Below are 25,570 nucleotides of genomic sequence, written 5' to 3' on the forward strand. Positions count from 1 at the left end.
CACATGCTGCTGACTCGCGTCGTTACCGCTGTCTGCCTGCTGATTGTCATCCTGCCCATTCTGTTCTTCGCGCCGCCCGCCGGCCTGGCCGGGTTGGTGACGGTATTTGCAGCCCTCGCCGCGTGGGAGTGGGGGCGTCTCGTCCGCCTGCCGGGCTGGTGGGGGCCGATTCTCTATGCCGTCGTTGTCGTCGTGCTGACGATCACCTGGCACGACATTCCCGTTCGCGGCGATGTGCAGCCGCTGTTCCACGGCGCAGTCATCGCCTGGGTGATCGCCTGGGCGCTGCTGGCCGGGGGCGTGCGCGAGTTGCACGGCACACGCAGGATCGTTTTCGTGCTGCTGGGCTTGGTGATGCTGCCGGCATTTGTGCATGGCGCCATTGAATTGCGCACGCACGGCGTCGCCTTTCTGCTGTCGGTCGCGTTGCTCGTGTGGGCGGCCGATGTGGGTGCGTATTTTGTCGGCAAGGCCATTGGCCGCCGCAAGCTCGCACCGACCATCAGCCCTGGCAAGTCGTGGGAAGGTGCGATTGGCGGCGCCGTGCTGGTTGCAGTGATTGCCACCGTGGCCGGCGTCACGCACTGGTTTGCGCCGACGTGGTTTTCGCACCAGTTTGACCAGCGCGGCGCCGTCGTCGCCCTGGTGCTGACCATCCTTCTGGTGGCTGCAAGCGTCGGCGGCGATTTGTTTGAATCCCTGCTCAAGCGTCAGGTCGGCATGAAGGACAGCAGCCGCCTGTTGCCCGGCCACGGCGGCGTGCTCGATCGTATCGACGCGCTGCTGCCGGTGTTTCCGCTGGCTGCGCTGCTGATTTCCTGAGGCGTCTGAACATGATGCGTTTGACCGTTCTTGGCGCCACCGGCTCCATTGGCGACAGCACGCTCGACGTGGTGCGCCGTCACCCCGACAAGTACAGCGTCTTTGCGCTGACCGCCAACGCCCAGGCCGACAAGCTCGCGGTGCTCTGCCGCGAGTTTCGCCCGAAGATGGCGGTGCTTGGTTCGGCGGTCGCGGCGGATGCATTGCGTGACCAACTGGGCGCAGAGGCCGCCGGCATCGACATCCGTTTCGGCAGCGAGGCATTGGAAGAGGCTGCGGGCCACCCCGACTGCGATGCCGTGATGGCGGCCATCGTCGGCGCAGCGGGGTTGCGCCCGACGCTCGCGGCTGTGCGCGCCGGCAAGCGCGTGCTGCTGGCCAACAAGGAAGCGCTGGTCATGTCCGGCGCGCTCTTCATGGACGCGGTGCGTCAGCATGGCGCCACCGTGCTCCCGATCGACAGCGAGCACAACGCCATCTTCCAATGCTTGCCGCAGCAAGTTCCGCAGTTTGGACGCGGCGTGTCGCGCATCGTCCTGACGGCGTCGGGCGGCCCGTTCCGCACGCGCGCCGTGGAGTCCCTCGCTGATGTCACGCCAGATCAGGCTTGCGCGCATCCGAACTGGGTGATGGGGCGCAAGATCTCGGTCGATTCCGCCACCATGATGAACAAGGGGCTGGAGGTGATCGAGGCGCACTGGCTGTTCGGCGTGCCGGTCGAGCATCTCGAAGTCCTGATCCACCCGCAGAGTGTCATCCATTCGATGGTCGGCTACGACGATGGCTCGGTGCTGGCGCAGCTGGGCAATCCCGACATGCGCACGCCGATTGCCTACGGTCTGGCCTACCCTGAGCGCATTGAGGCCGGCGTTCCGCTTCTCGATCTCGTCACCACGGGTGCACTGACGTTCGAGGCACCGGATCTGCGCCGCTTCCCGTGTCTGGCGTTGGCCTTCGACGCACTGCGCGCCGGTGGTACGGCACCTGCTGCGCTGAACGCGGCCAACGAGGTGGCCGTCGAGGCATTTTTACAGCGCCGAATCCGGTTCACCGAGATTGCCGCGGTGGTGGCCGACACGCTCGCCCACACCACGATCGTGCCGGCCGACTCGCTCGACACCGTTTTTGCTGCCGACGCCCAGGCGCGTCAGCAGGCTGAGCGCTATATCGCGACCGTATGCGCGCAACTGCCGGCCGCGTGAAAGCGCCCCGTCAGAGCAAGCGGGTAACATAGCGGCTTCGCGCCGGGCACCCCGGCGCGTGCCCTTCAGTGCATCCGGAGATGGTTTTGCAGACCGTTTTAGCGTTTGTCTTTGCGATCGCGGTACTGATCGTCATTCACGAACTGGGCCACTACAGCGTCGCGCGCTTGTGCGGCGTCAAGGTGCTCCGGTTTTCCGTTGGCTTCGGCAAGGTGCTGTTCCGCCGTGTCGGCCGTGGGCCCGACCACACCGAATGGACGATCTGCGCCATTCCGCTAGGCGGCTACGTCAAGATGCTCGGCGAGGGCGCTCGGGACCCCGAGAAAGACCCGCCCATCCTCCCGGAAGATCTCCCGCGCACGTTCGACCACCAGCCGGTCTACAAGCGATTCGCCATCGTCGCCGCGGGCCCGATCGCTAATTTCCTCCTCGCAATTGCGCTTTATGCCGTGCTGGCATGGGTGGGTGCGATCGAGCCGGTGCCTATTCTGGGCGCACCGCCGCCGGGCAGCATCGCCGCGCAGGCCGACCTGCGCGCACGGGACCGCGTGATCGCAATCGGCACGGACGGCGAAGCGCCTGCCGCCGTGCGCAGTTGGAGCGATGTCCGCATGCGGTTGTACTCGGCTGGCATCGCCGGGCGCGACGCGCTTGTGCAAGTGCGCGGCACGGATGGAGTCGAACGTACCGTCCGCCTGCAGGGCTTGCCGAGCGCTGCCCGCACGCCGCAGGCCGACGTGATTGACCAGATTGGTTTGCGCCTGCTCGGCGGCCCCGTCACCATCGTCGACGTACTGCCGGGCAGTGCCGCGGCACGCGCGGGGTTGCGGGCGGGTGACCAGATCGTGCGCTTCGCGGGCCAGCCGGCCGATCAGGCGATGGACCTCATCCGCCAGATCCGCGCCATGCCCGAGCAAAACGCCTCGATCGATATCCTCCGCAACGATCAGCCCATGACGTTGCCCGTTCGCCCGGATGCAGACGCCGATCCCAAGAACCCCACGGGGCCGAAGATCGGCAAGCTGGGCGCACAACTCAACCAGAAGGTGGAAACGGCGATGATCCGGGACGAGCCGGTCGCCGCCTTGGGGCATGCCGTCGGTGAGGTCTGGCGGACTTCGGTGCTGTCGCTGCAGGTGCTGGGCAAGATGATCGTCGGTCAGGCATCGCTGCAGAATCTGAGCGGGCCGATCACGGTGGCGGACTTTGCGGGCAAGGCGGCAAGCCTTGGCTGGCAGACGTTTGTGAGCTTTCTCGCGTTGATCAGCGTCAGTCTCGGCGTGCTGAACTTATTGCCCGTTCCGGTATTGGATGGGGGGCATTTGCTGTATTATTGCGTGGAATTTTTGACTGGCCGACCCGTGCCGGAATCCTGGCAAGCAGTCCTTCAGAAGATCGGCGTCGCCTGCATCCTGCTTCTCACTTCGCTCGCCCTGTACAACGATTTGAGTCGGTTGTTTTTGACTCGAGGCTAGACCGTATTCAAATTGGGTCGGTCAGCCGCATCGTTGCCACCGGCGTGAGCGGGCAACTCAGGGTTTTGAAAACACTCAGAAGTGGATTCCGATTGAATCCAACTAGGGGATTAGATTGATCAGACAACATCGCTTCCCGCTCAGCGTGCTGGCGGCTTCCGTGCTGACCGTCACTGCCGGTCAGGCTCATGCAGTGGAGCCGTTCGTCGTCAAGGACATTCGCGTGGAGGGGGTGCAGCGCGTCGAGCCGGGTACCGTGTTCGGCTATCTGCCCGTGAAGGTGGGTGAGACCTTCACCGACGAGAAGGGCGCCGAATCGATCCGCGCGCTCTATAACACCGGCTTCTTCAAGGACGTGCAGATCCGCTCCGAAGGCAACGTGCTGGTGGTGCGTGTGGAAGAGCGTCCGGCGATCTCGCAGCTCGAATTCATCGGCTTCAAGGAGTTCGACAAGGAAGCGCTCCGTCGTACGCTGCGTGGCGTGGGCGTGGCAGAGGCTCGTTACTACGACAAATCCCTCATCGACCGCGCCGAGCAGGAAATCAAGCGCCAATATGTTTCGCGCGGCTACTACGCGGCCGAGGTGACGACGACCGTGACGCCGGTCGACGCCAATCGCGTGTCGATCACCTTCACGGTGGACGAAGGCCCGACCGCCAAGATTCGCCAGATCAATATCGTCGGCAACAAGGCCTTCAAGGAAGGCGACCTGCGCGACGAGATGCAACTGTCCACGCCCAATTGGCTGTCGTGGTACACCAAGAACGATCTGTACTCGAAGCAGAAGCTCACGGCCGACCTCGAAGCGCTGCGCTCGTTCTATCTGGATCGCGGCTACCTGGAATTCGCAATCGAGTCGACCCAGGTGTCGATCACGCCGGACAAGAAGGACATCTACCTGACGCTGAACATCCACGAGGGTGAGCAGTACAAGGTGTCGGACATCAAGCTGACCGGTGAGCTGCTCGGCAAGCAGGCCGAGATGGAGAAGCTCATCAAGCTTAAGCAGGGCGATGTCTTCTCGTCGGCCAAGCTGTCGTCGACGACCAAGTCGATTACCGATCTGCTCGGCACGTACGGCTACGCTTTCGCCACCATCAATCCGCAGCCGCAGATCAACCAGTCGGATCGCACGGTTGCGCTCACGCTGGTCGTGGATCCGGGCCGCCGTGTGTATGTGCGTCGCGTGAACGTGGTCGGCAACAGCAAGACCCGCGACGAAGTCGTGCGCCGCGAAATGCGCCAGATGGAAGCGTCGTGGTTCGATGGCGAGAAACTGCAACTGTCGCAGAATCGCGTGAACCGCACCGGTTACTTCACCGATGCCAACATCACGACGGAAGACGTGCCCGGCACGACTGACCAGGTCGATGTGAACGTCAACGTGACCGAAAAGCCGACTGGCCAGATCAACCTGGGCGTGGGCTTCTCGTCGACCGACAAGCTGGTGCTGTCGGCGGGTATTCGTCAGGACAACGTGTTCGGCTCCGGTACGAGCCTCGGCCTGGATGTGAACACGTCCAAGTCGAACCGCACGATTGCGGTGACGCAGTTCGATCCGTACTTCACGGTGGATGGCATCAGCCGTTCGACGGAACTGTACTACCGCACGTACCGCCCGCTGTACTACACGGGTGACCAGGACTACCGCGTTGTGCAACAAGGCGGCAACGTCAAGTTTGGCGTGCCGTTCTCGGAAACCGATACCGTCTTCTTCGGCATCGGCTACGAGCGCACGACCATCGACGTGACGACCAACACGCCGCTGGCTTACCAGAATTACGTCGCGAAGAACGGCCGTATCACCAACAACTTCCCGATCACCATCGGCTGGTCGAAGGATCAGCGTGACAGCGCATTGGTGCCGACGCGCGGCCGTTATCAGCAGGCCAACCTGGAATTCGGTATCCCGGGCGGCGATCTGCAGTACTTCCGTGCGTACTACCAGCACCAGTATTTCTACCCGCTGTCGAAGTCGTTCACGATGGCGTTCAACAACGAAATCGGTTACGGCCACGGTTACGGCGGCAAGGACTTCCCGGTCTTCAAGAACTACTACGCGGGCGGTATCGGCTCGGTGCGCGGTTACGAAACCAGCACGCTGGGCCCGCGCGACGCCAACGGCGTGGCCATCGGTGGCGCCAGCAAGTTCGTCGGCAACGTGGAATTCATCTTCCCGCTGCCCGGTTCTGGCGTGGACCGCACGGTTCGCCTGTTCACGTTCTTCGACTACGGTAACGTGTTCGCCGAAGGTCAGCCGTACAAGCTGGGCGACATGCGCTACTCCACTGGTTTCGGTCTGTCGTGGCTGTCGCCGATCGGCCCGCTGAAGATCAGCATGGGCTTCCCGATCAAGCGCAAGACCGAAGATCAAACGCAACGCTTCCAGTTCCAGATCGGGACTGCATTCTAATGACTGCATTCATCATGAAATCCACGCGCATCACGTTGTCCCGCATGGGCGTGTCCGCTGCTTTCGCCGCACTTGCCGCTGCCAGCTTCGCGCTGCCGGCCACGGCGCAGGAAGCGCGCATTGCTGCCGTCAATTCCGAGCGTATCCTGCGCGACTCGCAACCTGCCAAGGCCGCCCAGGCCAAGCTGGAAACGGAGTTCGCCAAGCGCGATCGCGAACTGCAGGACATGGCTGCCAAGCTCAAGGGCATGTCTGACAAGCTGGATAAGGATTCGGCCGTGCTGGCCGATTCCGATCGCAACCGCCGTCAGCGTGAACTGTCGGACCTCGACCGCGACTTCCAGCGCAAGCAGCGCGAATTCCGTGAAGACCTGAACCAGCGTCGCAATGAAGAGCTGGCCCAGGTGCTCGAGCGCGCCAATCGCGTGATCCGCTCGATTGCAGAGCAGCGCAAGTACGACCTGATCGTGCAGGAAGCCGTGTACGTGAACCCGCGCATCGACATCACGGACGAGGTGCTCAAGGCGCTGAATTCGCAATCGGCCAAATGAGGTTGTCCGCATGTCGTTTTCGCTTGGTGAACTTGCCGCGTCGCTCGGCGCGACCGTCCAGGGTGACGCAGGCCTGATCGTCAAGTCGATCGCGCCGCTGGATCAAGCGGGTGCCGATCAGCTCGCTTTTCTTTCCAATCCGCTGTACCTCAATCAGGCTGTGAGTTCCGGCGCGGGCGCGATCATCGTGTCGCCCCGCGATCTGGAAACACTCGAAGGCCAGGGCCACGCTGCTGGCCGGAACTGGCTCATTGCGGCCAATCCGTATGCTGCGTTTGCCCGTGTCGCCCAGCGCTTTGTTGCGCTGGCAGCGCGCCCCGTAGTGCCGGGCATTCATCCGACTGCCAGCGTGGAAGAGGGCGCCACGGTGCCGGCATCCTGCTCCATTGGCCCGAACGTCACCATTGAAGCCGGTGCTGTGCTTGGCGAGCGTGTGCGCATCGCTGGCAACAGTTTCGTTGGGGCCGGTGCGCGCATTGGCGACGACACGTTGGTGTACGCGAACGTTTCGATCTATCACGGCTGCGTGGTCGGGGCGCGTTGCATTCTGCATAGCGGCGTTGTGATCGGCGCGGATGGTTTCGGCTTTGCCCCGGACTTTGGTCCGCAGGGCGGCGAATGGGTGAAGATTCCGCAGGTTGGCCGAGCCGTGATTGGCGACGACGTGGAGATCGGCGCGAACACCGCCATCGACCGCGGCGCGATGGCCGATACGGTGGTCGAGCAAGGCTGCAAGATCGACAACCAGGTGCAGATCGCGCACAACGTGCACGTGGGCGCCTATACCGTGATCGCCGGCTGCGCTGCCATTTCCGGCAGCACGAAGATCGGGCGCTACTGCATCATCGGCGGCGCGGCCAATTTTGCCGGCCACCTGACCATTGCTGATCGCGTGACCGTCTCGGGCGGCACATCCATTACCAAATCCATCACCAAGCCCGGTGGCCATTTCACCAGCGTTTTCCCATTCATGCCGCACGGCGACTGGGAGCGTAACGCGGCCATCGTCCGAGGCCTGACGCGCATGCGCGAACGGTTGCAACAACTGGAACAGCGGGTCAAAGACCTGCAGCAACAATCATGACCGAAGCAACGAATGCGACGACGAGCGCGACCCCCAGCGTCGTCTGCGATTTCAACATCAAGAAGATTCTCGACCTGCTGCCGCATCGCTATCCGATGCTGCTGGTTGACCGCGTGATCTCGTTGGAGCCGCGCAAGTCGATTACGGCCATCAAGAACGTGACGTTCAACGAGCCGTTCTTCAACGGGCACTTCCCCGGCCACCCGGTGATGCCGGGCGTGTTGATGCTTGAGGCGCTGGCGCAAACCGCTGCGCTGCTGACCTTCGGCGAGGCAGACCACGAGCGCAAGGAAAACCAGCTCTACCTGTTTGTGAGCATCGATGGTGCGCGCTTTAAGCGGCAGGTGATCCCGGGCGACCAGCTTGTGATGACGGCTGAGCTGCTGCGCTCGAAGAGCGGTATGTGGAAGTTCAAGGTGTACGGCAAGGTTGACGGCGAAGTCGCCGTGGAAGCCGAGATCATGTGTGCCGTGCGCGAAGACAAGTCCAAGGGCGAGGCATGACGCAAGCACAGAAGATCCACCCGACCGCGCAGATCGATCCGAAGGCCGAACTGGATTCGAGCGTCGAGATCGGTGCGTTCACGGTCGTGGGCCCGAACGTGCGCATGGGCGCGGGCACGCGCGTCGGTCATCACACGGTGGTGGAGGGCTACACGACGCTGGGCCGTGACAACAGCATCGGCCACTTCGCATCGGTGGGTGGTCGCCCCCAGGACATGAAGTATCGCGACGAGCCGACGCAGCTGATCGTCGGCGATCGCAATACGATCCGTGAATTCACCACGATCCATACCGGCACGGCGCAGGATGCCGGCATCACGTCCATCGGCGACGACAACTGGATCATGGCCTACGTGCATATCGCGCACGATTGCCGCGTGGGTAACCACACGGTGTTCTCGAGCAACGCGCAGATCGCGGGCCACGTGGAAGTGGGCGACTGGGCGATCCTCGGCGGCATGTCGGGCGTACACCAGTTCGTGCGCATCGGCGCGCATGCCATGCTGGGGGGCGCATCGGCGCTGGTGCAGGATGTGCCGCCGTTCGTGATCGCCGCCAGCGACAAGGGCGGCAACAAGGCCGCACCGCACGGCATCAACGTGGAAGGCCTGCGCCGCCGTGGCTTTACAGCCGAGCAGATCACCGCGCTGCGCCAGGCATACAAGCTGCTCTACAAGAGCGATCTGAGCTTTGATCAGGCCAAGGCGGAAATCGCCGCGCAGATCGCTCAGGCGGATGACGCCCCGACCCGCGAGGTGTTGACCGCATTTGCTGATTTCATTGCCGCCACCAAGCGCGGCATCGTGCGTTGAGCGAGCAGCCACAGAACGCCACGCCGGTGCGCCGCATCGGCATGGTGGCCGGCGAGGCTTCCGGCGATCTGCTGGCCTCGCTGCTGCTGAAGGGATTGTGCGCACACCTGCCTGACGACATCGCCTACAACGGCATCGGCGGGGCACGCATGGCGGAGCAGGGTTTCCAGTCGAACTGGCCGATGCACAAGCTGTCGGTCAACGGCTACGTGGAAGTGCTCGGCCAGCTGCGCGAGATTCTCACGATTCGCAAGGAACTCAAGCAGAACCTGCTGACTGCGCCCCCGCTGGCGTTCATCGGCGTGGACGCGCCCGACTTCAATTTCAACGTCGAGATCGCCATGCGGCAGGCGGGTGTGCCGGTGGTGCATTTCGTGAGCCCGTCGATCTGGGCTTGGCGAGCGGGTCGTATCAAGACGATCGCTCGCGCCGTCGACCATATCCTCTGTCTGTTCCCGTTCGAGCCCGAGATTTACGCCAAGGCTGGCATTCCGGCCACGTACGTCGGGCATCCGCTGGCGGACGAGATTCCGCTGGTGCCGGACGTGGAGGGTGCTCGCACGCACCTGGGGCTGCCGTTGGGCCGCAAGGTCGTTGCGGTTCTGCCGGGTAGCCGGAATTCCGAAGTGAAGCATCTCGGGCCGACGCTGTTTGCGGCGATGTCGCGCATGCAGGCGGTCGAGCCGGATCTGGCGTTTGTGCTGCCGGCGGCCAATGCGACGCTGCGCGAGCGCATCGATGCCATGCGCGCGGAGCATCCGGGCCTGCATCTGTGGGTCGTCGATGGTCAGTCGCACGCCACCATGGAAGCCGCTGACGTGATCCTGCTGGCCAGCGGCACGGCCACGCTGGAAGCGGCGCTGTACAAGAAGCCGATGGTCATCACCTACAAGGTGCCCTGGTTGACCGCGCAGATCATGAAGCGCAAAGGCTATCTGCCGTATGTTGGGCTGCCGAACATCCTGTCCGGCCGCTTTGTCGTGCCGGAACTGCTGCAGGATGACGCAACGCCCGAGGCACTCGCGCGCGAAACGCTACTGCAGCTGAGCGACCATGGCAATGCCGCGTTCCTGCGTGAACACTTCACGCAGATGCACCTGACGCTCAAGCAGAACATGGCCGAGATCGGCGCGAAAGTCGTGGTCGACCTGCTGCGCAGTCGCGGTAAGCTTTGAGTCCATGGCTTCCCGCAAACCCAATCCCGATCAGCTTGGCTTGCTGCTCTCGCAAGAGCCGGCGGCCAAGCGTGCGCGTCGCATCCTGTGCGGCGTGGATGAGGCTGGCCGCGGGCCCTTGGCCGGGCCGGTGACGGCTGCAGCGGTCGTGCTCAATCCGCGCAAGCCGATCAAGGGCTTGGCCGACTCCAAAATCCTGACCGCCAAGAAGCGTGAAGCGCTCTACGACGAGATCGTCGAAAAGGCGCTTGCCTGGCACGTGGCAGAAGCCACCGTCGAAGAAATCGATCGCATCAACATCCTGCACGCGACCATGCTCGCCATGCAGCGCGCGGTGCACGGCGTGGCAGCACTGGGCACGCTGCCCGATCTCGTGCAGGTGGACGGCAATCGCTGCCCGCAGGTGGCGTTTGCGGTGGAGGCCATCGTCAAGGGCGATGCGCTGGTGCCGGCCATTTCAGCGGCATCCATCCTGGCGAAGGTGACGCGCGATCGCCAGTTGGCAGCGCTGCATACCGAGTTTCCGCTCTATGGTTTTGACGTCCATGCCGGCTATGGCACGCCGCAGCATCTCGCCGCGATCGACCTGCATGGCGTAACGCCACATCATCGCCGCTCGTTTGCGCCCGTGCGTCGTGCGCTGGAGGGGATGAGCGCGATCAGCATCGAAACCACCGCTGCAGGCAGCGCCTGGGACGACTGACCTTTTTCCGCTGGGCCCATTCGTGAAGCACATCACTTCCCGCGACAACGCGGTGTTCAAGCATCTCAAGGCGCTTTCGGGCTCGACGCAGCATCGTCGGCGCGCGGGGCAATCCGTGCTCGATGGCGTGCATCTCGTCGTGGCGTATCTGGATGCGGGCCATATGCCGGCGCAATGCCTGGTTTCGGAGCGCCATATCCGGCACCCGGAAGTGGCCGCGGTGCTCGATCGCGTCGATCCGGACACCGTCATCCTGCTGGCGGATAACCTGTTTGGCCAACTCACCACCGTCGTCAACGGTGTCGATCTGATGGCGCTGGTCGAGACGCCGGAGGGCAAGTTGCCGCAGACGATCGATGCAGACTGCGTCGTCCTGGATGGCATCCAGGACGCCGGCAACGTTGGTTCCATCCTGCGGTGTGCGGCCGCCGCCGGCGTGCGCGATGTCTTCATGACGCCGGGCTGCGCGTTCGCGTGGTCGGCCAAGACATTGCGCGCCGCCATGGGTGCGCATTTCCACCTGAATATCGTTGAGCACTGCACCTTCGAAAGCGTGCATTCGCGGCTTCAGGTGCCGCTGTTGGCGACCTCGTCGCACGCCAAGCAGGCGGTGTTCGATGTGCCGCTCAATACACCTGTGGGTTGGGTGTTCGGCAACGAAGGCGCGGGCGTGTCGGAGGAATGGCTTTCTGCCGTGACGACGCCGGTGACGATTCCCCAGCCGGGCGGCATGGAGTCGCTCAATGTGGCTGCCGCAGCAGCGATCTGCCTGTTTGAGGCCGTGCGACAACGCCGCGCGGCGTAACCCTCTCTTTTTTCTGTCGATTACCGGTCATACGGCGTTTTCAAACGCCAGAAAAGTCCCGCATTGACTTTGACATTGAGTAATGGAACATTGGGCGCGGCGCCATCGAGCGCCCTCGATACCCAGACTCAAGGAGACCGGCATGCCGAACCCCAGCCTGGCGCGCGTCCATGTCGACGAACTCGCCCAGTTTCGCGAAATCCAGCAGCTCGCTTACGCGTGCGTCGAAGCCGTCGGCGGCATGCTGCGCCCCGGCATGACCGAGAAGGACGCGGCCAAGCTGCTCACCGAGTGGCTTGGCGATCGTGGCGTCCATGACTGGCTGCACAAGCCGTTCGCGTGGTTTGGCGACCGCACCGCGTTCCAGGGCTTTTCGGGCCTGACGCATATGGCCGGCTTCAACCTGGCGTTCTTTCCGTCGTCGCGGCGGCTGGAAGAGAACATGCCGGTCATCCTCGACGTGGCGCCCGTGCGCAATGGCGTGATCGCCGATGTCGGCTATGCCACGTGTCTCGGCGAAAACGCCATGCTCGATCAGCTGCAGGACGACCTGATGGCGCATCGCGAGTTGATCGTGCGTTTGATCCGCGAGCGCCGGTCCATGGCCGATGTGGCACGTGCGGTGGACCAACTCTGCATGAAGCAGGGCGTGGAGCCGCGTCACAAGGCGTATCCGTTCAAAGTGCTGGCGCATCGCGTGGCCAAGCTCGACAGCCCGTCGAAGCCGCGTTTCGTTGCGCGCTTCGGGCTGAACGCCACGCGCAACCTGATCCTTGACCAGGTGCGCAGCGGTAAGCAGGAAGGGTGGTCGCCGCTGTGGTCGATCGATCGTCGATCCGAACACGCGCCGGTGCCGGGCCTGTGGGCCGTCGAGCCGCACCTGGGCTTTCATGGCGTGGGGGCCAAGTTCGAGGAGCTGCTCGTCATCACCGAAGACGACGCCTACTGGCTCGACGACGATCTGCCGCACGTGCGCCGCTGGCAGCAGCGTCAACTCGGGCAGCAGCGCGCTGCCTGACGTACGCGGAGGCCCAGATGAAAACGCTTCTTGAAGAGGCCCCGCTGGCGTTGTTCGAATCGCCCGCAGCGGTTTCGCCCAACGACTATTCGGAGCGGATGGTGCAGTCCGGCGGCGTCTCCCTCGCCGTCAAGACGTGGGGCAACCCGGCGCATCCGACCGTCGTGCTGGTGCACGGCTATCCCGACAACAGCGAGGTCTGGCACGAGATGGCACCGCTGCTCGCGCGCGACTACTACGTCGTTGCCTACGACGTGCGGGGCGCAGGCCGGTCGAGTTCGCCCAGCGGGATGCGCAATTACACCTTCGCGCGGTTGACCGACGACTTCATCGCCGTGATCGATGCGCTGAGCCCCGGCAAGCCCGTGCACCTGATCGCGCACGATTGGGGTTCGATCCAGTCGTGGGAATTCGTGACGGAGGCGCGCCTGCGCGGCCGCATTGCGTCATACACGTCGTGCTCGGGGCCGTGCCTGGACCACGTCGGGCATTGGATGCGCGCGCGACTGCTGCGCCCGACGCCGTCGTCGCTGGGCAAGATGGTCGGGCAGCTCGTGCGCTCGTGGTACGTGCTGCTGTTCCATTTGCCGATCGTGCCGGAACTGAGCTGGCGCCTGTGGCTGGGGCGCGCGTGGCCGCGTGTGCTGCGTCGTGTCGAGAAGACCGCCATCGTGCCGCGCGCAACGCAGACGGCCGATGGCGTGCGCGGTGTGTCGCTGTATCGCGCCAACTTCATCCGCAGCCTGTTCACGCCGCGCAAACGTGTCGCACATGCGCCGGTGCAGGTGATCGTGCCGACGCTGGACAAGTACGTCAGCCCGGCGTTGTCCGAAGACCTCTCGCGCTGGGTGCCGCAATATTGGCGCCGCGAGGTTGTGGCACGGCACTGGCTGCCGGTCACGCATGCCGCGCGCATGGCCGAGATGGCGCGCGAGCTGATCGAGCACGCCGAGGGCAAGCCGGAATCCGAAGCGCTGCAGCGCGCGCGTCAGCAAGGCGAGCGCAAACCGCTGTCCGGCAAGCTCGCTGTCATCACGGGGGCCGGCAGCGGCATCGGTCGTTGCGCGGCGCTGGAATTCGCGGCGCAAGGCGCAGCCATTGTCGCCGTCGACATTCATGCTGAAGACGCAGAGCGCACCGCCAAGCTCATCCGCCTCACCGGCGGCAAGGCGTGGGCGCGTACCGTCGACGTCGGCAACGCCGAGCAGATGGAAGCGTTGGTCGATTGGGTCGGCAAAGAACTGGGCGGCGCCGACATCGTCGTCAACAATGCGGGCATCGGCATGGCAGGCGGCATTGTCGACACGTCCGAGCGCGATTGGCAACGCATCCTGCACGTGAATGTGTGGGGCGTGATTCACGGCGCCCGGCTGTTCGCCAAGCAAATGGTGGCGCGAGGGCAGGGCGGGCACATCCTGAACACCGCATCGGCAGCGGCCTTTGCGCCATCGCGCGATCTTGCCGCCTATGCGACGACAAAGGCCGCGGTGCTGATGCTGTCCGAATGCATGCGCGGCGAGCTGGCCGGGCAGGGCATTGGCGTGTCGGCCATCTGCCCCGGCTTTGCCGAGACGGGAATCATGGCCTCCACGGTCTACACCGGCACAACCGAGGCACAGCAGGCGCAACTGCGCGCCCGCGCGACGAAGCTCTACCAACTGCGTGGCCTCAAGCCCGAGACCGTCGCGAAAGCCATGTTCCGCGCGATTCAATACAACAAGCCCGTCGTCACGATCGGCATCGAGGCGCATTCGTCGCGCTTCATCTCGCGCTATGCGCAGTGGCTCAGCCGGCTGATCGCGCGCGTGAGCATGGCCGGGCATTGAACCCGCGCCGACAAGAACATCCGGAAACCACCATGACCGCGCCCGACTACTTCATCAAGGCCCGCCACGTCCGTTTCGACTGGAAGGACACGCCTATCCAGTGGGTTCCCGGCGATCCGTCCAGCACGCACATCATCAACATCCTGAATCTGTTGTTTCCCGCGGGCGAGTTGTGGTTCTGCCGCGTCTACAACAAGGTGTTGCCGCTGATTGCCGACGCGAAGCTGCGCGCCGACGCCGAGGGCTTTCTGCGCCAGGAGGCCGTCCATTCGCGCTCGCATGGCGGCGTGCTGACGCATTACTACAAAGACCACGGCATCGATACCCAGCCGTTCACCAAGCGGCTCGACTGGCTGTTCTCCAAGGTGCTCGGCGAACAGCCGCTGGGTCTGAAGATCGGTCACACGCGTTTCTGGCTGCGGCAGCAACTCGGTATCATCGCCGCACTCGAGCACTTTTTCGGCTATCTGGGCAATTGGGTGCTCAACGCAAAGGGGCTGGACGCCGCCCAGGCCGATCCCGTCATGCTGGACCTGTTGCGCTGGCATGGCGCGGAGGAAGTCGAGCACCGTACCGTCGCCTTCGACATCTTCCGGCACATGGGCGGCACGTATCTCGAACGCTGCTTCCACATGCTGACCACGATCCTGTTGCTGCTGTATTTCCTGGTGACGGGCTTCCGCTTCATGCACAAGCGCGATCCGGGCGCGGGCAGGTTTCCCGGCTTTATCCGCGGCTGGTGGCATGGCTCGCGGCGTAACTGCCTGCCCTCGTTCTGGAAGATGCTGGGGGCCGCGCTGCGCTATTTCCGGCCGAGCTATACGCCGCATCATGAAGGCTCGACCGAGCAGGCGCTGGCCTATCTGGAAACATCGCCGGCAGCGCAGGCCGCGGCGCACGGCGGCAACTGGGTGCGTGACCGCGCCTGACTGGCTGGGCGGCCGGCAGAAAAACAAAACGGCCGGTGCAATGCCGGCCGTTTTATTTGTGGTGCGATGCCACGCTCAGTAGTTGTTGTGATCCATCTTGATGTCCTGCAGGATCGTCGTGGCAATTTCCTCGATCGACTTGTGCGTCGACGACAACCACTTGATGCCCTCGCGCCGCATCATCGCTTCAGCTTCGTTGATCTCGTAGCGGCAATTTTCCAGCGCGGCATATTTGCTGCCCGGCCGGCGTTCATTGCGGATTTCGGACAGGCGCTGAGGATCAATCGAGAGCCCAAAAATCTTGCTCTTGTAGTCATACAGCACCGACGGCAGCTTGCCGCGCTCGAAATCGTCCGGAATGAGCGGATAGTTGGCCGATTTCACGCCATATTGCATCGCCAGGTACAGGCTGGTCGGCGTCTTGCCGCTGCGCGATACCCCCACCAAAATCACATCCGCCTCGGCCAGGTTCTTGTGTGACTGGCCGTCATCGTGGGCGAGTGAAAAATTGATCGCTTCGATGCGGTTTTTGTACGCCTCGGTGTCGGCGTTCTGGTGAAAACGGCCGATCGCGTGGGTCGACTTGAGGTTCAGCTCCTTCTCGAGCGGCTCGATGAAGGTCTGGAACATATCCAGGATGGTGGCCTTGGCCCGATGGACGATCTCGTTTGCCTCGGCATCCACCAACGTGGTGAAGACGATCGGCCTCACCCCTTCGGCGTGGAACGCCTCATTGATCTTGGCGACCGCAACATGCGCCTTGTCGATCGTGTCGACAAACGGAATCCGCACCTGGCGGAATTTCATCTCAAACTGCGCCAGGATCGAGTGGCTGAAGGTTTCTGCGGTGATCCCGGTGCCATCCGACACGATGAAAACGGTCCGGAAAGGTGTCCGGTTGGGAGATGCGGAGGCGAGGTCGGTCATCGAAAACGAGGGGTTTTTCCAGCACGCCGGCAGGAAATCGTGCTGCGGCACGGTAGAATAGCGGCGATCGTTTAGCTAAGCAATTCGGGCCAATCGCCTGCCGGGCGCTGCCGCAGCGGCAATCCTGGCATGGCTTCCGGATGATTTAGCCAAGCGATTCGTACGGCCAGACGACAAGAAGAAAGCCCCGTGCGGATCCGACCGGTTTTTCACTTAGTTTAGGGGCTTGTATGACTAACCTGTCGCAAGACGGCGCCTATGTGCTGCCGTTCGAGCAATTGCGGATGACCGATGTCGAGGTCGTTGGCGGTAAAAACGCTTCGCTGGGCGAGATGATCTCCCAGCTGGATGGCGCCGGCGTGCGCGTTCCGGGCGGTTTTGCCACCACGGCACTGGCGTTCCGCGATTTCCTTGCACACAACAACCTGACCGAGCGCATCTCGCAGCGTCTGGCCAGCCTCGACGTCGACGACGTCAAGGCGCTGGCTGTCGCCGGCAAGGAGATCCGCGAATGGGTCGCCACCGCGCCGTTCCAGCCGCGTCTGGAGCAGGAGATTCGCGAGTCGTATGCTCGCGTGTCGGCCCGCGAAGGCGCCGAGGCATCGTTCGCCGTGCGCTCCTCGGCCACGGCTGAAGACTTGCCGGACGCATCGTTCGCCGGCCAGCAAGAGAGCTATCTCAACGTGCTCGGCATCGACGACGTGCTCGACAAGATCAAGCACGTGTTCGCCTCGCTGTACAACGACCGCGCGATTTCGTACCGCGTGCACAAGGGCTTCGCCCATGACGTGGTCGCCCTGTCGGCCGGTATCCAGCGCATGGTCCGCTCGGACTGCGGCGCCTCGGGCGTGATGTTCACCATCGACACCGAATCGGGCTTCCAGGATGTCGTTTTCATCACCTCCAGCTACGGCCTGGGCGAAACGGTGGTGCAGGGCGCTGTGAACCCGGACGAGTTCTACGTCTTCAAGCCGACGCTGGCCGCCGGCAAGTACCCGATCATCCGCCGCTCAATCGGCTCCAAGCTGATCAAGATGGAATTCACCGCGCCGGGCGAAGAAGGCCGCGTGAAGACCGTCGACGTGCCGGGCGAACTCCGCAACCGTTACTCCATCAACGATGCCGACGTGGCAGAGCTGGCGAAGTACGCCGTCATCATCGAAAAGCACTACGGCCGCCCGATGGACATCGAGTGGGGCAAGGACGGCAAGGACGGCAAGATCTACATCCTGCAGGCCCGCCCGGAGACGGTGAAGAGCCAGGCGCACGGCAAGGTCGAGCAGCGTTTCCGCCTGAAGGGCTCGGCGCCGGTGCTGACCACCGGCCGCGCCATTGGCCAGAAGATCGGTACGGGCCCGGTGCGCGTGATCAACGATCCGGCTGAAATGGAACGTGTGCAGCCGGGTGACGTGCTGGTTGCCGACATGACCGACCCGAACTGGGAACCGGTGATGAAGCGCGCCTCGGCCATCGTCACGAACCGCGGCGGTCGTACCTGCCACGCGGCCATCATCGCGCGTGAGCTGGGTGTGCCGGCGGTGGTCGGCTGCGGCGATGCTACCGATCTGCTGAAGGACGGCACGCTCGTGACGGTCTCGTGCGCCGAAGGCGACGAAGGCAAGATCTACGACGGTCTGCTGGAAACCGAAATCACGGAAGTCCAGCGCGGCGAAATGCCGACGATCAGCACCAAGATCATGATGAACGTCGGCAATCCGCAACTGGCGTTCGATTTCTGCCAGATTCCGAACGGCGGCGTGGGCCTGGCCCGTCTGGAATTCATCATCAACAACAACATCGGCGTTCACCCGAAGGCGATTCTCGACTACCCGCAGGTCGACAGCGACCTGAAGAAGGCCGTGGAAAGCGTGGCCCGTGGCCATGCCAGCCCGCGGGCGTTCTACGTCGACAAGCTGGCCGAGGGCATCGCCACCATCGCGGCGGCGTTCTATCCGAAGCCCGTGATCGTGCGCCTGTCGGACTTCAAGTCCAACGAGTACAAGAAGCTGATCGGCGGTTCGCGCTACGAGCCGGACGAAGAAAACCCGATGCTGGGCTTCCGCGGCGCCTCGCGCTACATCGCCGAAGACTTTGCCGAAGCGTTCGAGATGGAGTGCCGTGCCATGAAGCGCGTGCGCGACGAGATGGGCCTGACCAACGTCGAGGTGATGGTGCCGTTCGTGCGTACGCTCGGCCAGGCCGAGAAGGTTGTCGAGCTGCTGGCCAAGTACGGCCTGAAGCGCGGCGAGAACGGCCTGCGCCTGATCATGATGTGCGAAGTGCCGTCCAACGCGATCCTGGCCGAACAGTTCCTGCAGTACTTCGACGGTTTCTCGATCGGTTCGAACGACCTGACGCAGCTCACGCTGGGTCTGGACCGCGACTCCGGCATGGAGCTGCTGGCCAAGGACTTCGACGAGCGCGATCCGGCGGTCAAGTTCATGCTGCAGCGCGCCATCTCCACGGCGCTGTCGATGAACAAGTACGTCGGCATCTGCGGTCAGGGCCCCTCCGATCACCCGGATTTTGCCGAGTGGCTGGCGAAGGAAGGCATCTCGTCGATCTCGCTGAACCCGGATTCGGTGGTCGACACATGGCAGAAGCTCGGTTTGGCTTGAGCTTGAACTAGAGTGTTGCAACGAATGTCGTAAGACAAGGCGCGTATCCTGACAGGTGCGCGCCAACAAGAACGCGAAGTGCCCGGCGGCGGTCCAACGCTGGCGGGGGCCGAGCGACATGCCCCCGCAGACGAACAGCGTCGCGGGGGTTTTTTTCTGGGATTCAGGGAGAGGGAGTATGTCGGCTCAGACCGTCTGGTTTTCGCTGGCCGTGCTGCTCGTCATCGGCGAGCTGATGACGGGGACCTTCTATCTGCTGATGGTCGCGATTGGGCTGATTGCCGGTGGTCTTGCCGCGCTGATCGGCCTTGCATTTCCTGCGCAGGCCATCGTGGCCGCCATCGTGGCGGTGTTCGGCATCGTTGGGCTGCGGCGTACGCGCTACGGGCGTGTCACGCGCGAGAACGCCGCCCGGAATCGCAACGTCAATTTGGATATCGGCGAGACGTTGCGCGTCGACGCCTGGTCACCCGAACGACGCGCGCGTGTGCAATATCGCGGCGCAGCGTGGGATGTCGAGTTGGCGCCGAATGCGGCGGCTACAGTCGGTGAATTCCGCATCGTCGAAGTGCGCGGCAACGTGCTGGTCGTCGCGCCCAAATAACGCGCAAATCGCACTCAAAACAACCAATAAGCTCAACCACGGAGGTTCTATGTTCGAGCTGGGGACTCTCGCCATCATCGTCCTGTTTGCCGCCATCGTGCTCATTGCGCAAGGCATCAAGATTGTGCCGCAGCAGCACGCCTGGATTCTCGAGCGGCTGGGCAAATATCATGCAACGCTCTCGCCGGGGCTCAACATCGTGCTGCCCTTTGTCGATCGTGTGGCCTACAAGCACGTGCTCAAGGAAATCCCGCTCGACGTGCCGAGCCAGATCTGTATCACCAAGGTTATAGCTGGGTAACTGGGCTAACTACTAGGGGTGGCTATGGCGCGTTAGTGCCTTTTTTTGTGCCGTCCGGTATCGTGTACGGCTCCTGCCTATTTAACTTTTCCAGAGTTGACGCGCGACTACCCATCCCCGAAGCGGTCCGCTCACTCGATAGTTGAGGTGCCGCTGTCCGCCCGGTCCGGTGTCTCCATGCCTTTGCTGTTAGTAGATCCCGGCGAAGCCCCACTTTTTGTCACTTCTTTTTTGCGCAACATGCTGCTGTTGGGCAGCAAGGGGCCGACCGTCAGCAAAGCAGCCAAAGCCATTGGCCTGCTTTACGACTACTACGTCCTTGACCAACGCTGTCCCACTCTGGACGAGCGAGGCTTGCACCTCCTTATCCGGCAGTTTTATGAAGCTCGCCGCTATGGATGCGAGAGCTTGGGGTGGAGGCCGGTGAGCCTGAAGACTGCCCTGGACGACCTCGAGTATGTCGGCCAATTTTCGACGTTTTGCCAAGACAACTATGGTCACATGGAGGCTCACCCTTCAGAGCGAGTGCTGGTGTCGGCCATGTCGAACAGGGAGTTCAACAATTGGCTGGCGCAAGGCCATGGGCGTAAGCGCTTCGACTTGCTGTACCACACGTATGGGGCAAGTCAGGAAGGTCAAGGGTTCGTAACCCGGCGCGTGTTCCGCCCAGAGGCAGGCCAATCCAAGCGAATCCGGTCTGCGAAGTATTTTCCGCCTGAACACGTGCTTGATTTCATCTCTCGGGCCGCGAACACGCGCGATGCCTTGTGTTGGCTGCTGATATTTTACGGCGGCGTGCGTATCTCCGAACTGATGCATCTCTACGTTCGCGACATCAGTCTAGATCAGCGTAGCGGTATGGCCCGCGTTGTACTTGCTCATCCAAGAGAGGGGAAGATTCAATGGACGACAAGACGCGGCACGCTGAGAAATGGGATTCGTGCCGACTTCCTCGATGAGCGATACCAGCGCGTGCCGCGCCAGGATTTCGCTACCTACCATCCCGAACGCGCTGGCTGGAAGGGAATGAAGTACGACGATGAGCAAAGGCGCGAGGGTTGGATCTATTGGAGTGACCCCAGGATGGGGCAATTGTTCTGGAAACTTCATAAGGAGTACATGCGTAGCGTCCGACTGCGTGTGTCAGACAATCACCCTTACTACTTTGTCTCAATAAAAGACGACGCATTTGGGGAGCCTCTCAAGCTGAAGAATCTTCGAGACCAGTTTTACGGCAATGCTAGGCGAATCGGGCTGTCCCCTTCCCAAGACGGAGTGAACCCGCACGGTGGACGGCACTTCTACGGCTATTTCGGTGCGACATGGCTTCGCCTTTCAAAAGAGAAACTCCAGGTGCTAATGCACCATGCCTCTGTTTTATCCACAGAGGTGTACTACGCCCTCGACCCGAAGGTGGTCCGTGACGAGTTGGCGCTTGCCCATCAGCGCATGCTGGAAGCGGTCCCTACATTTCTGAACGGTTTGACGCTCGCGTCGGCCGACGGCGATGGTTCCCATGCCTAACGAGATCAAGGTATTTAAGTCCGAAATCAATGGCCGCGACATACGGCTCAACCTGGACACGGATCGTTTTACTTGGACGCATGTACCCGGCACCGTCGAAATGGCAGAGCTGATCGCCGACTGGGAGCGCGTGCGTATCGACTTACTCTGGAAGCATTTCGAGACGCCGCACAATGAATCTTGCATTACAGCGTTCGCCTCCTCCGCCCAGGGGTCGCTCCGCTATTTCAAACGCAACGTGGTTGTGGAAGCTTTCGGGATCGCAATCGAAGGCAACAAGCGCCAAATTGCACAGTACATCTATCGCCACGCACTCGATCGACAGGTCGAGGTACTGCGTTCTCTGAAGCCGGCGAATTGGCGGGAGTTGGAAAGCACGGTCGGTGTGCATGCAATTCGGGCGCTGTTTCCGGTCGACCTGGGCCGGCTTGTCGCGGCTGCGGGCAGCCTGTCAGCGTTGGTGGAGGTCATCCAGGAGCAGTTGGCCAACAATACCGTTCCAAGACATCATTCGGCAACGTATCGTGAGCTCGTAATGATGCTGCGGGGGCGAGGATGGCTACTGTTTCCTGCGGCATATGGTGATTGGATGACCGGCGGAAATGTAAGGTGGCAATCGTTCTACCAGCAAGGGTACGCGGGCAGCCTTTATCCGCTGCTTGACGAGGTCGCTCGCCATCTTACGAACGCCCGGGGCCAGCGAACGGATAAGACCGCCCTGGGGATGATGATGCTGGCGATCACGTCTGTACTGTCCATGGAGGACCTCAGTCGAAACATCATTGATGCCGCTGAAGAGCTTTTCTATGCGACGAAACTGAGCGCGCAGGCATCGTCGAGCTGGGTCGCAAGGCGTCCGGGCCATGTTCGTTCGGCCGCTGTGGGTCTGCGGCAAATGTGGAACCGCCATTACCCTGAGAAAGCCTTCAAGGCAACGCGCAAACAGCAAGAAAAACACAACCCCAATCTATTGCGTACGAGAGGCGAGTACCACTGGGTGAGTCTGGCGCGGCCGGACATGGAACCTTGGGTACAGCCATTGGCGGCCTTCATTGAGGAACGGCGCGGCGCAAGGACGAAGTCGGGCCCGATCGCGGACCTGAACTGGTTTGTCGATTTCCTCTTGTCACTCGAGGCACCGCCTCAGCGGCCGGAGGACATTGATCGTCATCAGCACATCCATGATCCGACCTTAAGGAACAACAATACGTTGATGACGCGGCTGCGCGCTTCCGGCCTGGCCTCCAAGCGGCATCAGCGCATTCTGCGCATCGCGCGCGAGTTCTTCAGTTGGTATCCGGACTGGTTGCATAGGAATGGCAGAAAGGAGATCGCGCGGCGGTTCAAGAACCCTGTTACCGAGATGGAACGGGTCACGCATGACAACGCGCCCACAGGCACGCACCGCAGAGCCTTGCCGAGTTGGGTGTTGAACGAGCTGCGACGTACTCTGACCGAGGATGACTTTGCGCTTCCCAGATCATTCGCGGCAGATGCGGTTCCCGTTTTCGATGCTGTCGAGAAGAAGGTGTCTCGCGTCTGGTGGCCAGGCACGGCGATCGCTCTGACCATTCTGTTGGACCTGCCGTTGCGGTCTCATCAGGCACGCTGGCTCGATTCTGGGGAGTTGGACGAACTCTACTACGATCATCGGGCTGGCAAGGAGGTCACAAACATCAACCCCAACGCAACTGTCGGTCGACGCGAATCCTGTCTACGGCTGCTCAATGACCCGGCGTCACAGGCGGAATGGGTAGGCATGTATGTCAACACAAACAAGACTGCGCTATACGATGGCCGGTCGCCTAATGGCTACGTGATTCCTTGGGTGAGCAAGCAAACCGCCGAACTGGTTTATCGGATGCAGGAGTGGAACCAGCGCTACTTGCCGCCGCTTGCTGCGCCAGTCACCTACACCAACGAAGGTTTGGGCAAATCCACCTTCGCCAAGGTTGATCGAAAGCTCCTCCCCCAGGTCGCACCGCTTTTGCGCGATCCCAAGCAACCACAAAGCAGCATCCCGGTGTCACGCGCTAAGATGGCGCGCCTCTGGGTTGCGGTGCTTCACGAGACCGAGAAGCGGGTACGCATTGAGCGCAACATCCCGGATTTCGAGCTGACGAGGTTGGACGAAAGCGGTAAACGCACGTGGAAGGTCGACCTTCATACGTTGCGGGTCAGCGGCATTAGCGCCATGATCGAGAACGGCGTGCCGCTCGAAGTCGTATCCCAGTTCGTCGCCGGACATGCGACTCTTGTGATGACGCTGTGGTACACGAAATTTGCACCGGCCAAGTTACGGCAGGAAATCGAGCGCGCAAGCGAGCTGGCGGAAAAGGAGGCCGACTTCATCGGCGGCCGCTCGTTTGCCGATCACGTTGAAGAATTCTCGCCGTTTCTTATCTCCAAAGAAGCAAGCGGGCGCGCAGTCTACGACCCCGCATTTGCGTCGCTCAAGGAACACACTGGCCTATGGACCATCAATGCGGATGGGATCTGTCCAGGGACGTCTTGCAGTACCGGGGGTGAACGGCAGCCTGGTGCGTCTGAGCACGAACCGGTGCCCGGCGGCCGACGCTGTGGCCTGTGCCGATATTGGATCACTGGTCCAGCCTTCATGCTCGGGCAGATGGCCGCCGTGAATAATCTGGCCTACGAAATCCGTCAAAAGGGGTTGGCGCTCAAGGCGGAAAGAGATCGCTTGATCGAGGCCGAGGATCGGGGTGAGCGCACAAGTGCCAGGTACATTCGGGATCGGATCGAAATGACAGAACGGGAACTGAGCATTGATCTGGCAGAATGGCAGGCCCGCTATGGATATGCGATGGCATCTTCGGAACTGATGGACGGGTACCTGAAGATGCGCGACTGCCTGCATAGGGACGAAACGCCTGCGCTGCCAATGGTGACCGCCAACTCGCCGGACGATCTCAAGACGACGCTGCAGGAGGCCGATGAATTTTTGTTGATGGAGTACGTCACACAGACGTCCGAGTTCATGCCGGGCTTCCGCAACCAGCGCGCAATGCAGGACAAACATGTGCTCCTTGCCCAGCTTCTCGCCGCCAACGGTATTCCTGCTAACTACCTTGTCACCCTGAGCGGCGAGCAGCGCGATAGCGCAGCGAACCTCTTGAGCGCAACGCTATTGCGGTTCGTGGCGGCCCAGGAAATGCGCCGCTTGGCCAGCGGTGAGGTCAAGTTGAGCGAGATTGACGGCCTTGAGCCTGCGGTACGCGAGGTGGCCGCGCCCGACACGCTATTGCTTTCTCCTAAGAAGCGCAGGCCCATCTCGCTGAAAGAGGTTTGAGATGTCCACACCCGTCAGTGCTGCGCTGTACGCGCGACTCATCGAAGAGGCGACCAACAAGCGGCTGCGCGAGTCTCTCGAACGGATCAAGGAGGCTTGCGACTTTCTGGAATCGGCCCGCGCGGCTATGACGCCCACCTCAGTTGGCAAATATTGTATTGACCGCTGGGGTGGCCCGAGGAGCCAGTCCATCCGGAATGCCGATAAGACTCTCTTCGCCTATGTAAAAGCCCGCAGTTCGGAGCAGGTATTACCAGTGGCATCGCACAACGCCCACAGCTTTGAGCCGGCGATTCAGGACGAAACGATCCGCGCCTACGTTGCGCTCATCAAGGCCGAGCGGGATGAGGCGGTCCGTGCGAAGAATCGCATTGTCGCTGGCTTGCGCAGCATTCCCGGCGTCCCCATTGACGAGTGGATTCGCGACCGGCACATGAGCGATGTCGGAAGGCTCACCAGGGACGAAGTGAAGCCGGCGTCTTTGCCTCCGCAGGCTCGGGTTGCCATTGAGACTCTGCTTGACCGGCATTCGCTCCAGGCCGTCGGCCTGGAGTTATATCGACAAAGGCTGCGCAGCGTAGCGACCAATCAAGTCCTGCTGGACAAGTCGCAAGTGGAAGCACTGATCGGTCTGCTAGGGACAGACGCTACCGGCATTCATGAGCACCATCGCGCGCCGGATCAAGGCGAGCTTGAGCGCTGAGGTCGACGTGTTCCCGCCGCGCGCTGAATCTAGGTGGCGCCAGCGCGGATTCGATCCTGCGCTGCGTGAACCGGTCCGCCGCGTCGATGTAGCGCATGGCCGAGCGGACATCCTTCCAGCCGACATACTCCATCAGCATCTTGGGGTAATCGTACTTGTGCGACGTGACAGTCGCGTAGTTCGTTGTTTTGCCGTTGAAGTCTGACGGAAGAAAACCGGGCGTTCCGTCGCCCGTAGCCTATCGGTGCATGCAGTGCTGGCAACG

General features: G+C 62.2%; 20 protein-coding genes and 1 pseudogene. 20 read left to right on the forward strand and 1 reads right to left on the reverse strand.

Features of this window, described 5'->3' with window-relative positions:
- Positions 1-3: 3 nt before the first annotated feature.
- From R2676_RS25275 to R2676_RS25340, 14 genes are all read left to right on the forward strand, one after another.
- Complete coding sequence (locus R2676_RS25275) at positions 4-822, forward strand: phosphatidate cytidylyltransferase (protein WP_206272277.1); 819 nt, start codon at positions 4-6, stop codon at positions 820-822.
- An 11-nt stretch (positions 823-833) separates the two neighbouring features.
- Entirely contained in the window at positions 834-2,024 is a 1,191-nt protein-coding gene (gene ispC / locus R2676_RS25280; RefSeq protein WP_206272278.1) for a 1-deoxy-D-xylulose-5-phosphate reductoisomerase, read from the forward strand.
- Positions 2,025-2,110: 86 nt separating this feature from the next.
- On the forward strand, positions 2,111-3,499 hold the full coding sequence (gene rseP / locus R2676_RS25285; RefSeq protein ID WP_102067123.1) for an RIP metalloprotease RseP: 1,389 nt from the start codon (positions 2,111-2,113) through the stop codon (positions 3,497-3,499).
- A 115-nt stretch (positions 3,500-3,614) separates the two neighbouring features.
- Positions 3,615-5,912 carry an outer membrane protein assembly factor BamA gene (gene bamA / locus R2676_RS25290; RefSeq protein ID WP_027677467.1) on the forward strand — a complete coding sequence of 766 codons (2,298 nt, stop codon included), beginning with the start codon at positions 3,615-3,617 and terminating at the stop codon, positions 5,910-5,912.
- Entirely contained in the window at positions 5,912-6,463 is a 552-nt protein-coding gene (locus R2676_RS25295; RefSeq protein WP_004626688.1) for an OmpH/Skp family outer membrane protein, read from the forward strand. The genes bamA and R2676_RS25295 overlap by 1 nt, the downstream gene beginning before the upstream one ends.
- Positions 6,464-6,473: 10 nt before the next feature.
- Complete coding sequence (gene lpxD / locus R2676_RS25300; protein WP_206272279.1) at positions 6,474-7,547, forward strand: UDP-3-O-(3-hydroxymyristoyl)glucosamine N-acyltransferase; 1,074 nt, start codon at positions 6,474-6,476, stop codon at positions 7,545-7,547.
- Positions 7,544-8,050 (forward strand): 3-hydroxyacyl-ACP dehydratase FabZ, encoded by a 507-nt coding sequence (gene fabZ / locus R2676_RS25305; RefSeq protein WP_206272280.1) that lies wholly within the window; start codon positions 7,544-7,546, stop codon positions 8,048-8,050. The genes lpxD and fabZ overlap by 4 nt, the downstream gene beginning before the upstream one ends.
- Positions 8,047-8,862 carry an acyl-ACP--UDP-N-acetylglucosamine O-acyltransferase gene (gene lpxA / locus R2676_RS25310; protein WP_027677464.1) on the forward strand — a complete coding sequence of 272 codons (816 nt, stop codon included), beginning with the start codon at positions 8,047-8,049 and terminating at the stop codon, positions 8,860-8,862. Before fabZ ends, lpxA begins: the two co-directional genes overlap by 4 nt.
- Before the next feature lie 41 nt (positions 8,863-8,903).
- Positions 8,904-10,037 carry a lipid-A-disaccharide synthase gene (gene lpxB / locus R2676_RS25315; protein WP_410482507.1) on the forward strand — a complete coding sequence of 378 codons (1,134 nt, stop codon included), beginning with the start codon at positions 8,904-8,906 and terminating at the stop codon, positions 10,035-10,037.
- A gap of 4 nt (positions 10,038-10,041) precedes the next feature.
- The gene (gene rnhB / locus R2676_RS25320; RefSeq protein ID WP_027677462.1) at positions 10,042-10,740 is read left to right on the forward strand and encodes a ribonuclease HII; all 699 of its coding nucleotides are present in this window, start codon (positions 10,042-10,044) and stop codon (positions 10,738-10,740) included.
- A 22-nt stretch (positions 10,741-10,762) separates the two neighbouring features.
- A complete protein-coding gene (locus tag R2676_RS25325; protein ID WP_206272282.1) occupies positions 10,763-11,545 on the forward strand; it encodes a TrmH family RNA methyltransferase in 783 nt (260 codons plus the stop codon).
- Between the two features lie 142 nt (positions 11,546-11,687).
- Positions 11,688-12,563 (forward strand): M24 family metallopeptidase, encoded by an 876-nt coding sequence (locus tag R2676_RS25330; protein ID WP_206271832.1) that lies wholly within the window; start codon positions 11,688-11,690, stop codon positions 12,561-12,563.
- Between the two features lie 17 nt (positions 12,564-12,580).
- Positions 12,581-14,389: an SDR family oxidoreductase gene (locus tag R2676_RS25335; RefSeq protein WP_316857649.1), complete on the forward strand. Its 1,809-nt coding sequence runs from the start codon at positions 12,581-12,583 to the stop codon at positions 14,387-14,389.
- 32 nt (positions 14,390-14,421) lie between these two features.
- The gene (locus R2676_RS25340; protein ID WP_206271830.1) at positions 14,422-15,318 is read left to right on the forward strand and encodes a metal-dependent hydrolase; all 897 of its coding nucleotides are present in this window, start codon (positions 14,422-14,424) and stop codon (positions 15,316-15,318) included.
- A 75-nt stretch (positions 15,319-15,393) separates the two neighbouring features.
- On the opposite strand, the gene ppsR is transcribed toward R2676_RS25340, so the two are convergent.
- Positions 15,394-16,245 (reverse strand): posphoenolpyruvate synthetase regulatory kinase/phosphorylase PpsR, encoded by an 852-nt coding sequence (ppsR, locus tag R2676_RS25345; RefSeq protein WP_027677457.1) that lies wholly within the window; start codon positions 16,243-16,245, stop codon positions 15,394-15,396.
- A gap of 230 nt (positions 16,246-16,475) precedes the next feature.
- Here ppsR and ppsA point away from each other — a divergent pair, with 230 nt between their 5' ends.
- The 6 genes and pseudogenes from ppsA to R2676_RS25375 all read left to right on the forward strand — a co-directional run bounded on the left by ppsA (position 16,476) and on the right by R2676_RS25375 (position 25,305).
- Complete coding sequence (gene ppsA / locus R2676_RS25350) at positions 16,476-18,863, forward strand: phosphoenolpyruvate synthase (protein ID WP_206271829.1); 2,388 nt, start codon at positions 16,476-16,478, stop codon at positions 18,861-18,863.
- A 178-nt stretch (positions 18,864-19,041) separates the two neighbouring features.
- Positions 19,042-19,467, forward strand: coding sequence for an NfeD family protein (locus R2676_RS25355; RefSeq protein ID WP_027677455.1), 426 nt, complete (start codon positions 19,042-19,044; stop codon positions 19,465-19,467).
- 49 nt (positions 19,468-19,516) lie between these two features.
- A pseudogene (locus R2676_RS25360) lies at positions 19,517-19,753 on the forward strand (SPFH domain-containing protein); the annotation flags it as partial.
- A 192-nt stretch (positions 19,754-19,945) separates the two neighbouring features.
- Complete coding sequence (locus R2676_RS25365; RefSeq protein WP_154207451.1) at positions 19,946-21,292, forward strand: site-specific integrase; 1,347 nt, start codon at positions 19,946-19,948, stop codon at positions 21,290-21,292.
- Positions 21,285-24,602, forward strand: a complete 3,318-nt coding sequence (locus tag R2676_RS25370) for a VPA1269 family protein (RefSeq protein WP_173004204.1) — start codon at positions 21,285-21,287, stop codon at positions 24,600-24,602. Before R2676_RS25365 ends, R2676_RS25370 begins: the two co-directional genes overlap by 8 nt.
- Position 24,603: 1 nt before the next feature.
- On the forward strand, positions 24,604-25,305 hold the full coding sequence (locus R2676_RS25375; protein WP_316857648.1) for a hypothetical protein: 702 nt from the start codon (positions 24,604-24,606) through the stop codon (positions 25,303-25,305).
- Positions 25,306-25,570 lie beyond the last annotated feature (265 nt).

The organism is Ralstonia flatus, assembly GCF_958439105.1.
Classification (GTDB): Bacteria; Pseudomonadota; Gammaproteobacteria; order Burkholderiales; family Burkholderiaceae; genus Ralstonia; species Ralstonia flatus.